The organism is Streptomyces roseirectus (assembly GCF_014489635.1).
Classification (GTDB): domain Bacteria; phylum Actinomycetota; class Actinomycetes; order Streptomycetales; family Streptomycetaceae; genus Streptomyces; species Streptomyces roseirectus.
Map to the genome: position 1 here is coordinate 4,451,749 of NZ_CP060828.1, position 14,852 is coordinate 4,466,600.

A 14,852-nucleotide genomic window follows, 5' to 3' on the forward strand; every position below is an offset into this window, starting at 1 on the left:
TTGGGGATCAACGATAGGAGGGGCGCCCGGGGCGGACAAGGCGCCGGGGCGATCGGTATTTGTACGGATGGCCTCACCCCGGCGGGCGGGCTTTTCCTGGACGGGACACCCTCCCCGCTCCTGGAAAGGTGCACCGTGCCTGCTCCCTCCCTCGTCCTCACCGGCGGCCAAGTCCTCACCATGGACGGCGACTTCACGATCGTCGAGGGCGTCGCCGTGCACGGCCGGCGCATCGTCGCGACGGGCACCGACGCCGAGATGCGCGCGCTCGCCGGGCCCGGCACCCGGGTCGTGGAGCTCGGCGGCCGGACCGTGCTGCCCGGCATCAACGACTCCCACCTGCACGGCGCCGCGTACGCCATGTCACGCCCGCCGTTCGCCCTGGACGTCGGCCATCCGGCCGTGCGGTCGATCGCCGACGTCGTCGCGGCGGTGCGGGAAGCCGTACGGACCACGCCGGCCGGCGGGTGGGTCATCGGCCTCGGCTGGGACGCCGGTTACCTCGCGGAGTGCCTGGCCGACCCGCGCCGCTTCCCGCACCGCCGGGACCTGGACGCGGTCGCCCCGCACCACCCGGTCTGCCTGACGGACTTCTCGCGGCACACGGTGTGGGCCAACAGCGAGGCCCTGCGCCGCAGTTGTGTCGGAGCGGGGACAACTCCCCCGCCGGGCGGCGTCATCGACCGCGACGCCGACGGCGAACCGACCGGCATCCTGCGCGAGTCGGCCGGGATGCTCGTCCAGTCCGAGCTGCCCTCCCCCACAACTGCCCAGCGCCGCACGGCCGTTCAGGGAATGATCCGTGAACTGCACACGCGTGGCATCACGAGCTACACCGAGCCCGGCCTCGGCCCCGGCGGCGCCGGAAGCCTCCTCGGGGGCCTGAGCACCGACAACTGGACCGCGTACGCCGGACTCGTCGAGGACGGTCAACTGGAGGCCCGCGTCAGCGTGTTGCTGCTGCCCGCGCCGATGGGCGGCGGTGCCGACGACGTACGCGCGGGGCTGCGCGCGCTGGAGCGGCCGGTCTGCGCCGACCCCCGGCTGCTGAACGCGATCGGTGTCAAGATCTTCGCGGACGGCGTGCCGCCGAACCGTACGGCGTGGATGAACGAGCCGTACTCCGGGGGCGGTCGGGGTTCGCTGTGCGTGCACGGCGAGTCGCCCGCGCTCCAAGTGGCCGAGTTGCGCGAGATGATCGCCGTCGCTCATCGCGCGGGCTTCCAGCTCGGCGTCCATGTCACCGGTGACCGGGCGATCGACACGGTCGTCGACGCCCTCGCCGACGCGCACGCCGCCTTTGCCCGGCCCGACGCCCGTCACTACGTCATCCACGGCGACTTCATCGGCCCGGCCGCCCTCGCGAAGCTGGCCGCGCACGGGTACGGGGTGAACATGAACCCGGCCATCAAGTGGACCGTGTCCGACCTGATGGACGAGGTCGTCGGCCCGGAGCGCTCGGCGTACCAGTGGCCGGTGCGGTCCGCCGTCGAGGCGGGGGTGCGGGTGTGCGCGAGTTCGGACGCGCCGATCACCGAGCCGGACTGGCGGCAGGGGGTGGCCGCGATGATGCTGCGCGAGTCCAAGGGCAGCGGGCGGGCCAGCGGTCCCGAGCAGCGGGTGCCGCTCGCGACGGCCCTGCGCGCGTACACCGCCGTACCGGCGTGGCAGGACTTCGCCGACGGGTGGAAGGGCACCGTGGAGGCGGGGAAGGCGGCCGATCTGTGCGTCGTCGACCGGCCGCTCGTGGGGCTCGATCCGCACGAGATCCCCGGTGTCCGGGTGGATCTCACGGTGTTCGACGGGCGGGTGGTGCACGAGGGCTGAGCCGGGCGCACGGCGGGGCGGACCCGGGAAGGGACCCGTAGTACCCGGAGACGGCGCTCGGAACACCCGGAGGCGATGCTCGGGAGGTACCCGGAGACGGCGCTCGGGGATACCCGTAATACCCCCGGCCGCGCCGCCCTCCGGCATACCCGTAGTACCCGGAAGCCACCCTCGGGGACACCCGTAGTACCCCCGCCGTACCCTCACCCCCGGCGCCCCGCCCCTCACCCCCGACAGACTGTCGCGGATTCTCCGCGTCCACAGCACAGGACGCCGATACCTTTCCGCATCGCGGACATTTACGCTCACTCCCATGACCCTTGAGACCGACCCGCAGGCCGGCGCCGCAGTGAAGGCGGCGGACCGTGCGCACGTCTTCCACTCCTGGTCCGCCCAGGACCTCATCGACCCGCTCGCCGTGGCCGGCGCGCAAGGGTCGTACTTCTGGGACTACGACGGGAACCGCTACCTCGACTTCACCAGCGGGCTCGTCTACACGAACATCGGCTACCAGCACCCGAAGGTCGTCGCGGCGATCCAGGAACAGGCCGCGAAACTCACCACGTTCGCGCCCGCGTTCGCGATCGAGGCCCGCTCGGAGGCGGCGCGGCTGATCGCCGAGCGGACCCCCGGCGACCTGGACAAGATCTTCTTCACCAACGCGGGCGCGGACGCGGTCGAGCACGCGGTGCGCATGGCCCGGGTGCACACCGGCCGGACGAAGGTCCTCTCGGCGTACCGCTCGTACCACGGAGGTACGCAGCAGGCCGTCAACCTCACGGGGGACCCCCGCCGCTGGGCCTCGGACAGCGCCGCCGCCGGCGTCGTGCACTTCTGGGCGCCGTTCCTCTACCGGACGCGTTTCTACGCGGAGACGGAGGAACAGGAGACCGCGCGTGCCCTGGAGCACCTGGAGACGACGATCGTCTTCGAGGGCCCGGCGACGATCGCCGCGCTGATCCTGGAGACGATCCCCGGCACCGCCGGGATCATGGTCCCCCCTCCGGGGTACCTCCCCGGGGTGAGGGAGCTGTGCGACAAGTACGGCATCGTGCTGATCCTCGACGAGGTCATGGCCGGGTTCGGGCGGACCGGCGAGTGGTTCGCGGCCGACCTGTTCGGCGTCGTACCGGACCTGATGACCTTCGCGAAGGGCGTGAACTCCGGGTACGTCCCGCTGGGGGGCGTCGCCATCTCGGGGGCGATCGCGGAGACCTTCGCCAAGCGGCCCTACCCCGGAGGTCTGACGTACTCGGGTCATCCCCTGGCCTGCGCGGCGGCCGTCGCGACGATCGGTGTGATGGCCGAGGAGGGCGTCGTCGAGAACGCGAAGCGCCTCGGTGCCGACGTCGTGGGTCCGGCGCTGCGCGAGTTGGCCGAGCGGCACCCGAGCGTCGGCGAGGTCCGGGGCACGGGCATGTTCTGGGCGCTGGAGCTGGTGCGGAACAAGGAGACGCGCGAGCCGCTGGTCCCGTACAACGCGGCCGGTGAGGCGAACGCGCCGATGGCCGCCTTCGCCGCCGCCGCGAAGAAGAACGGCCTGTGGCCCTTCGTCAACATGAACCGCACGCATGTCGTCCCGCCGTGCAATGTCACCGAGGAGGAGCTGAAGGAGGGCTTCGCCGCCCTGGACGCGGCACTCTCCGTGGCCGACGAGCACACGGTCGAGCACACGGCGTGACTCTCGGGTCGTACGGGGCGTAGGGGGCGTAGCCCCGTGGGGGTAGTACGCGAGTAAGGCTTCTTCCGATTCGAACGCGTAAGGTGGCGTGCTCGTAGGTATAGGCGAGTACGTCACCCCACGGGCCCCGGCGACACCCCGCCGGCCGGCCGCGCGTCGAACGTGACGAAGGACGAAGGAGGCCCCCGACCATGTCCGCCGGCAGCGGCAACGGCGCCGTGACCCGCAGCACCCTGCGGCAGCAGATCGCCGAGGCCCTTCGCGACGAGGTACTGGGGGGCCGGTTGCAGCCGGGCCAGGAGTTCACGGTCAAGGAGATCGCCGAACAGTACGGGGTCTCCGCGACCCCGGTCCGCGAGGCGCTGGTGGACCTCTCGGCGCAGGGGCTCCTCGACGCCGACCAGCACCGGGGCTTCCGGGTCCACGAGTACTCGGCGGCGGACTACCGGGGGATGGTCGAGGCCCGCGCGCTGGTCATGGAGGGCATGTTCCTGGCTCTCGAGAGGGACCGGGCCAAGCTGCGCGACCCCGGGGACCCGGTGGTGGCCACGGCCATCGCCGGGGTACGCCGCAGGGGTGAGGAGGCGCAGCGGGCCGCCGTCGCCGGGGACCTGACCGTACTCATCGGGTACGACCTGCGGTTCTGGCGCGAGCTGAGCATCCTCTTCGGCAACCCCTACCTCGCGGACTTCCTCAACCGGCTGCGCGTGCAGTCCTGGGTCTGCGCGGTCCAGCACCTGCGGCGGCTCACCGATCTGCGCGGCCACCTCTGGTCCCGCCACACCGACCTGATCGACTCCCTCTCCGCCCACGACACGGCCGCGGCGCAGGCGCTGCTCGCCGAGTACAACGCGGGGTCGGTGGCGCTGATCGAGCGACTGGCCACCACCGCATGAGCCGACCGGAAACGGGCGAGAAGGCCGCGGACACGGTGGCCTCCCCCGACCTCTCCGTCGTCGTCCCCGCCTACAACGAGGAACACCGCCTCGCCCCCACGCTCGACGCGATCACCGCGCACCTCGATCAAAGCCCCTCCCGTTCCTGGGAGTTGATCGTCGTCGACGACGGCTCGACCGACGCCACCGCCGCCCTCGTCACCGGCCGGGCAGCCGACGACCCGCGCATACACCTCCTCAACTCCCCCGAGAACAGAGGCAAGGGGCACGCCCTGCGGCTGGGCGTCGCCGCCACCCGGGGCCGCCGCGTTCTCGTCACGGACGCCGATCTCGCCACTCCCGTCGAGGAGTTGGAGCACCTGGAGAAGGAAGTGCCGGACGGCGGCGCCGCGATAGCCTCCCGCTCCGTCCCCGGCGCCACGATCTCGGCGCGCCCCCACCGCCTGCGCCAACTCCTGGGCGGCGCGGGCGACTTCCTCATCCGGCGCACCACGCTCCCCGGCATCCGCGACCCCCAGTGCGGCTTCAAGCTGTACGACGGCGAGGCCGCCCGCGACGCCTACGCCGCCTCGCGCCTCGACGGCTGGGCGACGGACGTCGAGGTCCTGCGCCGGCTGCGCGACGACGGCCGTCCGATCGCCGAGGTCCCGGTGCGCTGGGCCCATCAACCCGGTTCGAAACTCCGCCCGTTGGACTACGCCCGCTTCCTCGCCGACCTGATACGCCTGAACCGCTCCGGCGTCCTGGTCGCGCTGCTGTTCCTGGCGTTCTCGGTGATCCTGTACTCCGGCCGCTTCTTCGACCCGGCCGGCCGCTACCTCACCGACTCGCTCCAGGACCAGAACCAGTGGGAGTGGTTCTTCGCGGTGACGGCGGACAACGTCGCGCACCTGCGCAACCCCCTCTTCACCGACCTCCAGGGCTACCCCGACGGCGTCAACCTCATGGCGAACACAGCCATGTTGGGCCTGTCGGCACCTCTCACCCCGGTAACTCTCCTGCTGGGCCCGGCGGTTGCGCTCAGCCTGTGCATGACGCTGGGCCTCGCGGCCACGGCGGTCGCCTGGTATCGCCTGCTGGCGAGGCGAGTTGTGCGCTACCGGCCGGCCGCGTTCCTCGGCGCGGCCCTCGCCGCGTTCGCGCCGCCGATGGTGAGCCACGCCAACGCCCACCCCAACTTCGTCGTCCTCTTCATGATCCCGCCGATCGTCGAACGGTCCCTGCGACTGTGCGAGGGCACCCGGCCGACGCGGGACGCGGTCGCGCTGGGCCTGATGGCGGCGTACCAGTGCTTCCTGGGCGAGGAGGCGCTGCTGCTGGCGGCGCTCGGCATGGGCGTCTTCGCCGTCGCGTACGCCGTCGTCCGGCCGGACGTCGCACGGCGGGCGGCGCCCGGTCTGCTGCGGGGGCTCGCGGTCGGGGCGTCGGTGTGCCTGCCGCTCGTCTGCTACCCGCTGCTGTGGCAGTTCCACGGACCGCAGAGCTACACGGGGATCGACCACGGGGAGAGCGCGGGCAACAGTCCGCTGGCGCTGCTCTCGTTCGCCGAGCGCTCGCTGCTCGCGGGGGACGCCGCGCGGGCGGACGCGCTCTCCCTCAACCCGACGGAGCAGAACGCCTTCTACGGCTTCCCGCTGGTGCTGCTGGCGCTCGGGGTGACGGTGCTGCTGTGGCGGCGCCGGCCGGTCGTACGGGTACTGGGGGTCACCGCGCTCGTCGCCGCGCTGCTGTCGCTGGGGCCCCGGATCGGGGTCCCTTACACGGATGTCGTCCTGCCGGGTCCGTGGGCGGCCCTCGGGCGGCTGCCGCTGCTGGAGTCGGTGATCGAGGGGCGGGTGGCGATGGTCTGCGCGCCCCTGCTGGGGATGCTGGTCGCGATCGCGGTGGAGGAGCTGGGGCGTCCGGGGCTCCCGGCGCGGCCTCGCGGGGTGCGGTACGCCGGGCTGGCCGCCGTCTGCCTGGCGCTGCTGCCGCTGGTGCCGGCGCCGCTGAGATCGGCGCCCCGGGCCGAGGTGCCCGCGTTCTTCGCGGACGGGACCTGGACGTCGTACGTGCGGGGCGGGGAGACACTGGTGCCGGTGCCGCTGGCGGATCCGGTGGCCGCCGAGGCGCTGCACTGGCAGGTGGTCGCGGGGCTGGGGTTCCGGATGCCGGGCGGGTACTTCAACGGGCCGTACGGGGACGGGGACCGGACCGGGGTCTACGGGGTTCCCCTGAACTTCACCTCGGGGTTGTTCGCGGACGTCCAGGTGACCGGGGTCGTACCCGTGGTGGACCCGGCGGCGCGGCGGCAGGCGCGGGCCGATCTCGCGGAGTGGCGGGCCGGGGCGCTGGTGGTGGCCCCGGGGCGGTACGCCGGACAACTGCGTGAGACCGTGGAGAAGCTGGTGGGGCGGCCCGGTGAGCGGGTGGGCGGCGTATGGGTATGGGACCTGCACGAGGGGAGCTGACGGAAGCGGCAGCGACTACCCTTCCCTGACCGGACGAGCGCGCTGAGTGACGTAGGACCCGTAATACCCGTAGTACCCGTAATACCCGTACGGCCGTGGCGACCTTTCGAACGAGGAGCATTTCTTTGGCCTGTGACCTGTGGCTGGTACCGCTCGTGGACGTCCTGTGCCACACCCCCGACAACCCGTTCGCGGACGAACTCGCGCAGTACAACGCCGTGCTCGCCGAGAGCGGACTCCCGCCGGTGCCGGTGTACCAGTACATGCCGGGCCTGTCCGGCGAGGTCGCCCCGGTGGCCGGCTTCGACTACGACGCGCTGCATTTCCTGCGCCGCGTCTACCTGTTGCAGGTGTGCGGCCTCCCGGTGACCCCGGTCGGTGAACTGGGCGGGGACTACGAGCAGTTGCTGGAGATGTTCGAGGGGACCGCGCAGCAGTCGCACCTGGTGTGGCACTACGACCACGCGGGCGCGTACGTGCCGGTGGACTTCCCGGCGCCGCTGTCCAACGACGAACTGCTCGCCGGCGGTGGCCCGTTGGGTTCGTCGCAGGCGCTGCTGCGGGAGCTGGAGTACGTCGCGCCGTCGATCGGCATCGACCCCGCGAACCCGCCGGCGCCCCCGCAGCCCCCGTCCGCGCCCACGGAGTTGGAGGAGCCGGCCGTGCCTGCGCCGTACGACCCGAGCCCGTTCGCGCGGGAGCGGCACGTCTGGCTCGGGCTGCACGCGGCGGCGACGCGGAGTCTGGCGCAGGGCTCGATGATCGTGTTCAGCTGAGGCCGGTGCACGTGAACCGGGAGAGACCTCGCGCCAGGTCCTCCCGGTTCATGACCCGGGTCGGCTCGCTCTCGGCGCCGAAGCCCGCTAAGCGGGGCTCGCGGCTCAGAAGACCGGCGTCCCGTTCTGCGTGAGCTTCCAGTTGACGTCCGCGAAGTCCGCCGGGTCGAGCGTCTTCTTCGCGGTCACGTAGTCGATCATCAGCTGCCGGATCTCGTCGGTGGAGCTGTACGCGATCTCGGCGGCGGCGATGTGCGGGTACCCCGAACCGCCGTTCGCCCGGTAGTTGTTGACCGCGACGACGAACACCTGGTCGCCCTCGACCGGCTTCCCCGCGTACGTGAGGTTCTTGATCCGGGACCCCTCCGGCTGGGCGATGTCGATCTCGTAGCCGACGCCGGCGGCGGTGTCGTACATGTAGTCCCAGAAGCTGTTGGCGTTGGTGAGGGTCGCGGTGTCGACCTTCGTGCCGCTCGGCACCTGGTGGTAGTACTTCGCGGCGTACTCCAGGTAGTCCTTGAGCTGTACGCCGGTGAGCTTCTTCCCGTACAGGGTGTTGTCGTAGATGTAGAGCCCGGCGATGTCCTTGATGGTGACCGAACCCTGCGGAATATCGGCGGTGCGGCTGAACGGCGCGGCCACGGAAATGAGCGGGAGTGCGGCGTCGGCGGCGGAAAGGCCCGCTTTCACGCTGTCCATCTGGACCTGGTGGATGAAGTCCATGATCGGCACGTCCTTCCAGCAGGAATCGGCGGCCGAGAGATCGGCGGTACAGGTGCCGACCGAGGTGTTGACGTACTTGACGACCAGTTCGTGGTCGGCTTCGAGGAGTTTCCTGATCTCCGGGTCCTCTTCGACGCCGTTCGGGTTGAGGGTGGTGGCGGTCTTCTTGGTGACCTTCCACTGCCCGCGCACCAATTCGACCTCGAAGTCGAACACGCTCAGCCGGTAACCCCAGCAATAGGGCTCGGAGAGGAGGACGTCCTCGCCGGTCTCCTCGTTCGTCACGGTGTACGACGGCACCTCGACGTGCGTGTGGCCGACGAGGATCGCGTCGATGCCGGGCACCTGCTGGGCGACGAGGTTCGAGGCGTTCTCGACGTACGGCAGCTCGTCGCCGTACGAGGAGGAGCCGTCCAGGCCGGAGTGGTCGGTGAGGAAGACGACGTCGCAGCCGAGGGCGCGCAGCCGGGGCACGAATTTCCTCGCCTGCTCCACGAGGCCGGGGAAGACCATTTTCCCGCCGACGTTGTCCTTGTCCCACAGGGCGATTCCGGGGTTCGTGAGGCCGAGGATCCCGACCTTGATGTCCGGTGCTCCGGGAACGCGGATGCGTTTCACGGTGTACGGCTGGAAAGCGGGCTTCAGCGTTTTCGCGTCGAGGGCGTTGGCGCCGAGCAGCGGGAAACGGCACTGCTTCTCGAATTTACGCAGGGTGTCGATGCCGTAGTTGAACTCGTGGTTTCCGAGCGCGGCGGCGTCGTACCGCATGTGGTTCATCGCGACGGCCATCGGGTGTTTCGGGCCGCCCTTTTCCGTGATCGGCGCGACACGGGCGAAGTAGTACGCGAGTGACGTGCCCTGGATGATGTCGCCGGCGTCGACGAGCAGGACTCTCTCCTCGCCCTTCGCCTCCCGCTGCTGTTTGATCAGGGTCGCGACCCGGGCTACCCCTACGGAATTCCCCTTGGTGTCGCTGTACGCCGCGTCCTTGTAGTAGTCCCAGTCGAAGACGTGGCTGTGCAGGTCCGTCGTACCCAGGATGGAGAACGACCACGTCTTCGTGCGGCACTTGTGCCGCTGCGCCGCCTGCGCGGCCGGCGCCCCCACCGCCCCCGCGGCGGCGACCGCGGCACCGGTGACGGCCGACTTCTGCATGAACTGGCGTCGGTTCAAGGGGGACTTGGGCATGAGGGGGCTCCAGGAGCGCGCGAGGGGTACGGGTATGACTACCCGCGTAGATGTTTGCGGCCCCCGACTTCGGGACGGAACCAGGAGTTGGCCATGGACGGGTCAAGGATGGGATTCGGGGCGGTGATTGGCCCGGCACGTTGAGTGGCGGGCGGTCGGCGGGGCGGGTTCGCGTCCACCGCGGGCCCGCAGCCCTTCAGCCTCGCCGTCCCGCAGCCCCGTCGTCCCGCCGTCCCGCCGTCCCGCCTCTTGACGGCTCACCCCGCCCCCGGCACCACCACCCCCAGCGCACCTTCCCGTACCCGCCAGGTCCGGGTCCGGACCGGGCCCGCGACGGCCGCGTCGGCGCCGTAGCGGAAGTCGCCGCCGGAGACGGTCACCACGCCCCCGTACGCCACGAGCGGGGACGCCTCGGCGCCCACGGAGGCGGGGCGGACCTCGACGGCGGCCGTGCCGGAGGCGCCGGGAGTCACGGAGACCGCCTCCAGGGGCTGGTCCAGATCGACGAGGACCTTCCCGTCGACCTCGACGCGCAGCCGGAAGGGACCGGGCGGCGCCGGCGCGGGACCCTCCCGGGAGGGGACGAGGGCCCGTACCAGGGAGCTACAGGTGCGACGCCAGCGCCGGGCGGCGGAGACCTCGCCGTCGGCCCCTGTGATACCCGTAGACCCCGGTCCCTGCCGGTCCGTAGCCCACGGTCCCTGCCGGCCGGCCGGCCCCCGAGTACCCCTAGGCCCCTGGTAGCCCCCGGCCCCCCTGCCCCCGTCGTCCCCCTCAGGGGCCCCGTACACCCCGTACCCCCACCGCCCGAGCCCGCCGTACCCCGCACGCCCCTCGCCGCCCTCGCCGCCCCCGGCGTCCCCGCCGCGTCCGGCACCTCCGCCGTCCCCGGCGCCGCCAAGGCCGTCCGCACCCGCCGCCCCCATCGCCCCCGGCGGGATCCGAAGCGCCCCCACCACCACCCCGTCGCTCTCGTCGACCAGCACGTCCACCCGCCTCTCCACCCCGTCGAGCACCGCCCGCGCCGCCGCGACGGCGTCGGTCGGGATCCCCAGGGAGCGCGCGACGGAGACCGCGCCCCCCACCGGCACCACGGACAGCACGCACGCGTCCAGCTCCCGCCGCCGGTGCAGCAGGGAGACCGCCCGCAGCAGCGCCCGGTCGTCCCCTACGACCACAGGTCTACGGGAGCCCCTACGGGTCAGCGCGCGAGCGAATTCGTCGTGATCTTCGGGAAGGCATACCTTCGTCGCCGCCCCGGCGCTCAGGACATCCTTCACGATGCGCACGGATTCACCGTCGGTCTTCCGGGCAACCGGGTCGATGACCACCAGCAGCTGATCGGACACCGCGAAATCGGAAGTCGCGAAAGTCGCCACCTCGGTCCTGCCTCGCTTCCTCGGGTAGCATCTTTGTGCAAGAGCCCCTTGCGCTATTGCGCCAGGGGCTTCGTCTATTCCGGGGCATCCGGGTCCGACGGGTAGCGGCCGTACGACGGCTGCCGGCGACCGAACAGCGATCGCCGGGGTACGAGGCACAGGGCCGTGCCGCGTACGCCCCTGACCTTGGGTCTGCCCCGCCCGGAAGGGGTGTACGCGCGTGCCCGCACTTGTGCTGCTCGGTGCTCAGTGGGGTGACGAAGGCAAGGGAAAGGCGACGGACCTGCTTGGCGGCTCCGTCGACTACGTGGTCCGTTACCAGGGTGGTAACAACGCCGGCCACACGGTGGTCGTGGGCGACCAGAAGTACGCCCTCCACCTCCTCCCTTCCGGGATTCTCTCCCCCGGCTGTACGCCGGTCATCGGCAACGGCGTCGTCGTCGACCCGTCGGTCCTGCTCTCCGAGCTGAGCGGTCTGAACGAGCGCGGCGTCGACACGTCCAAGCTCCTGATCAGCGGAAACGCTCACATCATCACGCCGTACAACGTGACCGTCGACAAGGTGACGGAACGCTTCCTCGGCAAGCGGAAGATCGGTACGACGGGCCGCGGCATCGGTCCGACGTACGCGGACAAGATCAACCGTGTGGGCATCCGGGTGCAGGACCTGTACGACGAGTCGATCCTCACCCAGAAGGTCGAGGCGGCGCTCGACGTCAAGAACCAGATCCTCACCAAGCTCTACAACCGCAGGGCCATCTCGGTGGCTCAGGTGGTTGAGGAACTTCTGGGTTACGCCGACAAGCTGGCCCCCTACGTCGCCGACACGGTCCTGGTGCTGAACCAGGCTCTGGAGGACGACAAGGTGGTCCTCTTCGAGGGCGGCCAGGGCACGCTGCTGGACATCGACCACGGCACGTATCCCTTCGTCACCTCGTCCAACCCGACCGCGGGCGGCGCCTGCACGGGCGCGGGCGTGGGTCCGACGAAGATCAGCCGGGTCATCGGCATCCTCAAGGCTTACACCACACGAGTGGGTGCGGGCCCGTTCCCGACGGAGCTGTTCGACGCGGACGGCGAGGCGCTGCGCCGGATCGGCGGCGAGCGGGGCGTGACGACCGGCCGTGACCGGCGCTGCGGCTGGTTCGACGCGGTGATCGCCCGGTACGCGACGCGCGTCAACGGCCTCACCGACTTCTTCCTCACCAAGCTCGACGTCCTCACCGGCTGGGAGCAGATCCCGGTCTGCGTCGCGTACGAGATCGACGGCAAGCGCGTCGAGGAACTCCCGTACTCCCAGTCGGACTTCCACCACGCCAAGCCCATCTACGAGACCCTGCCCGGCTGGTCGGAGGACATCACGAAGGCCAAGACCTTCGCCGACCTCCCGAAGAACGCGCAGGCGTACGTGAAGGCGCTGGAGGACATGTCCGGCGCCCCGATCTCCGCGATCGGCGTCGGCCCGGGCCGCGACGAGACGATCGAGATCAACTCGTTCATCTGACACGGCAGTTCGACACGAGGCCGGCTCTCCCGTCCGGGGAGGGCCGGCCTCGGCGTATGCGCGAACGCCGGTCATTGCCGGTGCGTGGCGCGCTCGCCGGGCGGGAGCAAGCCCAACGACTCCTGACCCAACGGCTCCTGGAGCGGGCCGAGTTCCCGAGGAGCGGACAGCCACACAAAGGTCTGGTTGACGCATATTTAACCTCGCACGCCTCTTGCCCGACTCATTCGGGCTACAGCATTCTCCTCCGAGGGCCGATACAGCCAAGGACAGCTACCGGCAGGGAGAGGGGCACCCGATGGCAGTGGACGAGGGCGTCGCACCGGCGACGGGGACGGGTGGGGCGGGGACGGTTCACCGGCTGAAACCCAACGCCGTCGGGTTGTTGGGCGTGGTGTTCATGGCGGTCGCGACGGCCGCGCCGATCACCGCGATGACGGGCAACGTGCCGTTCATCGTGTCCGCGGGCAACGGGATCGGCGCCCCCGCGAGCTACCTCGTCGCAATGGTCGTCCTGGGAATCTTTTCGGTCGGCTTCACGGCGATGGCCCGGCACATCACGTCGACGGGCGCGTTCTACGGGTTCATCTCGTACGGCCTCGGCCGGACCGTCGGCCTCGCCTCGGGGCTCCTCGCGACCTTCGCGTACGTCGTCTTCGAGCCGGCGCTGATCGGCATCTTCTCCTCGTTCGCGACGTCAACTCTCAAGGACCAGACGGGACTTCACATCCCGTGGTGGGCGTTCGCGGTGCTGATGCTCGGCGTCAACGCGCTCGGCACCTGGTTCGGCGTCTCGGTCGCCGAGAAGCTGCTCGTCGTCCTGCTGGCCACCGAGGTGACCGTGCTGGCCGCGATGGCGGTCTCGGTCCTCTTCCACGGTGGCGGCCCGGACGGCTTCTCGCTCGACCCGGTCAACCCCGTGAACGCCTTCCAGGGCACCTCGGCCGGCCTCGGCCTCTTCTTCGCGTTCTGGTCGTGGGTCGGCTTCGAGTCGACCGCGATGTACGGGGAGGAGTCCCGCGACCCGAAGCGGATCATCCCCAAGGCGACGATGATCAGCGTCCTCGGCGTCGGCGTCTTCTACGTCTTCGTCTCCTGGATGGCGATCAGCGGCGTCGGCGAGCGCAACGCCGTGAAGGTCGCCACCGACAACCCGCTCGCCCTGTTCTTCGACCCCACCGAGCAGTACGTCGGCCACTGGGCCGTCGTCGTCATGCAGTGGCTGATGATCACCGGCTCGCTCGCGTGCGGCATGGCCTTCCACAACTGCGCCGCCCGCTACCTGTACGCCCTCGGCCGTGAGGGTGTCGTCCCCTACCTCCAGAGGACTACGGGTCGTACGCACCCCCGCCACGGCTCCCCGCACATCGCGGGGCTCGTCCAGACCGTCGTCTCCGCCGTGCTCATCGGCGCGTTCTGGCTCGCCGGGAAGGACCCGTACACCGGTACGTACGTCCTGCTCGCCATCCTCGGCACGATGGCGATCCTGATCGTCCAGGCGGTGTGCTCGTTCGCGGTGCTGGTCTACTTCCGCTCCCACCACCCCGAGAGCCGGCACTGGTTCCGGACGTTCACCGCGCCGCTCGTCGGTGGGCTCGCGATGCTCGCCGTCGTCGTACTCCTGGTGTCCAACATGGGGGTCGCGGCGGGCCCGGAGTCGGGCTCGCCGCTGCTGAAGGCGACGCCGTGGCTGGTGGCGTGCGTGGCGCTCGGCGGGGTCGCCTTCGCCCAGTACCTGAAGCGGCGTTCACCGCAGCGGTACGCGCTGCTGGGGCGGACGGTGCTGGAGGAGACGAAGGAACGCTGACGGCTCGTCACTTCGCTGAACTGACAGGTCGTCAAGCCCCTTTGGTCAACCCTCAGTTCAGCGACCGCACCGTCACCCCTGCCCGAACTCCCGCTCCCGGTACACCCGCCAGCGTTCCATCATCGCCGCGAGCTCCACCTCGGTGAACTCGAAGAAGGCCAGCGTCTCCGCCATCCGGCGCCCGGCGGGCGTGTCGGCCCCGAGGCTGTCGACGCCCTCGCGCAACGACACCTCCCAACGACGCAGCACGGAATCGCGGTTGGCCAGCGCCTCGTACCACTGGTTGCCGCTCACCCGGTAGCGCTCCCGCCGCGAACCCGGCTCCCGCTCGCGCGTCACCATGTACTGCTCCGCCAGATAGCGCACCCCGCCGGACACCGCCGCCGGGCTCACCTGAAGCCGTTCGCCCAGTTCGGCGGAGGTGAGCACGCCCTCGTCGGAGGCGAGCAGCGCCGCGAAGATCCGGGCCGCCATGCGCTGCATCCCCGCGCCGGCGAGCTGCGCCGCGAAGGACTCGACGAACTTCGACACGGCTGCGGGGTCCCGCCCACCTGCTGTTTCGTCCATGCCACCACCCTACCCAGGCTTCGGATCATTCATGAACTTCACAAATTTCTGAAA

General features: G+C 70.6%; 10 protein-coding genes. 7 read left to right on the plus strand and 3 right to left on the minus strand.

Annotation, left to right across the window (positions count from 1 at the left end; translation table 11 throughout):
• Positions 1-180: 180 nt before the first annotated feature.
• The 5 genes from IAG44_RS18355 to IAG44_RS18375 all read left to right on the plus strand — a co-directional run bounded on the left by IAG44_RS18355 (position 181) and on the right by IAG44_RS18375 (position 7,630).
• Positions 181-1,827, plus strand: coding sequence for an amidohydrolase (locus tag IAG44_RS18355; RefSeq protein ID WP_187752749.1), 1,647 nt, complete (start codon positions 181-183; stop codon positions 1,825-1,827).
• A 313-nt stretch (positions 1,828-2,140) separates the two neighbouring features.
• Positions 2,141-3,508: an aspartate aminotransferase family protein gene (locus IAG44_RS18360; RefSeq protein ID WP_187748181.1), complete on the plus strand. Its 1,368-nt coding sequence runs from the start codon at positions 2,141-2,143 to the stop codon at positions 3,506-3,508.
• A 191-nt stretch (positions 3,509-3,699) separates the two neighbouring features.
• The gene (locus tag IAG44_RS18365) at positions 3,700-4,404 is read left to right on the plus strand and encodes a GntR family transcriptional regulator (protein ID WP_187748182.1); all 705 of its coding nucleotides are present in this window, start codon (positions 3,700-3,702) and stop codon (positions 4,402-4,404) included.
• Positions 4,401-6,854, plus strand: coding sequence for a dolichyl-phosphate beta-glucosyltransferase (locus tag IAG44_RS18370; protein WP_187748183.1), 2,454 nt, complete (start codon positions 4,401-4,403; stop codon positions 6,852-6,854). The genes IAG44_RS18365 and IAG44_RS18370 overlap by 4 nt, the downstream gene beginning before the upstream one ends.
• A 125-nt stretch (positions 6,855-6,979) precedes the next feature.
• Positions 6,980-7,630 carry a hypothetical protein gene (locus IAG44_RS18375; protein WP_187748184.1) on the plus strand — a complete coding sequence of 217 codons (651 nt, stop codon included), beginning with the start codon at positions 6,980-6,982 and terminating at the stop codon, positions 7,628-7,630.
• A gap of 105 nt (positions 7,631-7,735) precedes the next feature.
• Here IAG44_RS18375 and IAG44_RS18380 read toward each other — a convergent pair whose 3' ends face one another.
• Positions 7,736-9,541: a bifunctional metallophosphatase/5'-nucleotidase gene (locus IAG44_RS18380; RefSeq protein WP_187748185.1), complete on the minus strand. Its 1,806-nt coding sequence runs from the start codon at positions 9,539-9,541 to the stop codon at positions 7,736-7,738.
• Positions 9,542-9,798: 257 nt separating this feature from the next.
• Positions 9,799-10,890, minus strand: a complete 1,092-nt coding sequence (locus tag IAG44_RS18385; RefSeq protein ID WP_246561832.1) for an acylglycerol kinase family protein — start codon at positions 10,888-10,890, stop codon at positions 9,799-9,801.
• Positions 10,891-11,140: 250 nt separating this feature from the next.
• Here IAG44_RS18385 and IAG44_RS18390 point away from each other — a divergent pair, with 250 nt between their 5' ends.
• Together IAG44_RS18390 and IAG44_RS18395 are read left to right on the plus strand one after the other, a co-directional pair.
• Entirely contained in the window at positions 11,141-12,424 is a 1,284-nt protein-coding gene (locus IAG44_RS18390; RefSeq protein WP_187748187.1) for an adenylosuccinate synthase, read from the plus strand.
• 298 nt (positions 12,425-12,722) lie between these two features.
• Positions 12,723-14,231 carry an APC family permease gene (locus IAG44_RS18395; protein ID WP_187748188.1) on the plus strand — a complete coding sequence of 503 codons (1,509 nt, stop codon included), beginning with the start codon at positions 12,723-12,725 and terminating at the stop codon, positions 14,229-14,231.
• Positions 14,232-14,303: 72 nt separating this feature from the next.
• Here the strand turns inward: IAG44_RS18395 and IAG44_RS18400 are convergent, their stop codons facing one another.
• Complete coding sequence (locus tag IAG44_RS18400; protein WP_187748189.1) at positions 14,304-14,798, minus strand: GbsR/MarR family transcriptional regulator; 495 nt, start codon at positions 14,796-14,798, stop codon at positions 14,304-14,306.
• Positions 14,799-14,852: the final 54 nt, after the last annotated feature.

What these genes read in the sequence shown, in the direction of transcription:
- IAG44_RS18400 (WP_187748189.1), bottom strand. Translation starts at nt 14,798, where the DNA reads ATGGACGAAACAGCAGGTGGGCGGGACCCCGCAGCCGTGTCGAAGTTC.
- IAG44_RS18370 (WP_187748183.1), top strand. Translation starts at nt 4,401, where the DNA reads ATGAGCCGACCGGAAACGGGCGAGAAGGCCGCGGACACGGTGGCCTCC.
- IAG44_RS18380 (WP_187748185.1), bottom strand. Translation starts at nt 9,541, where the DNA reads ATGCCCAAGTCCCCCTTGAACCGACGCCAGTTCATGCAGAAGTCGGCC.
- IAG44_RS18355 (WP_187752749.1), top strand. Translation starts at nt 181, where the DNA reads ATGGACGGCGACTTCACGATCGTCGAGGGCGTCGCCGTGCACGGCCGG.
- IAG44_RS18360 (WP_187748181.1), top strand. Translation starts at nt 2,141, where the DNA reads ATGACCCTTGAGACCGACCCGCAGGCCGGCGCCGCAGTGAAGGCGGCG.
- IAG44_RS18395 (WP_187748188.1), top strand. Translation starts at nt 12,723, where the DNA reads ATGGCAGTGGACGAGGGCGTCGCACCGGCGACGGGGACGGGTGGGGCG.
- IAG44_RS18365 (WP_187748182.1), top strand. Translation starts at nt 3,700, where the DNA reads ATGTCCGCCGGCAGCGGCAACGGCGCCGTGACCCGCAGCACCCTGCGG.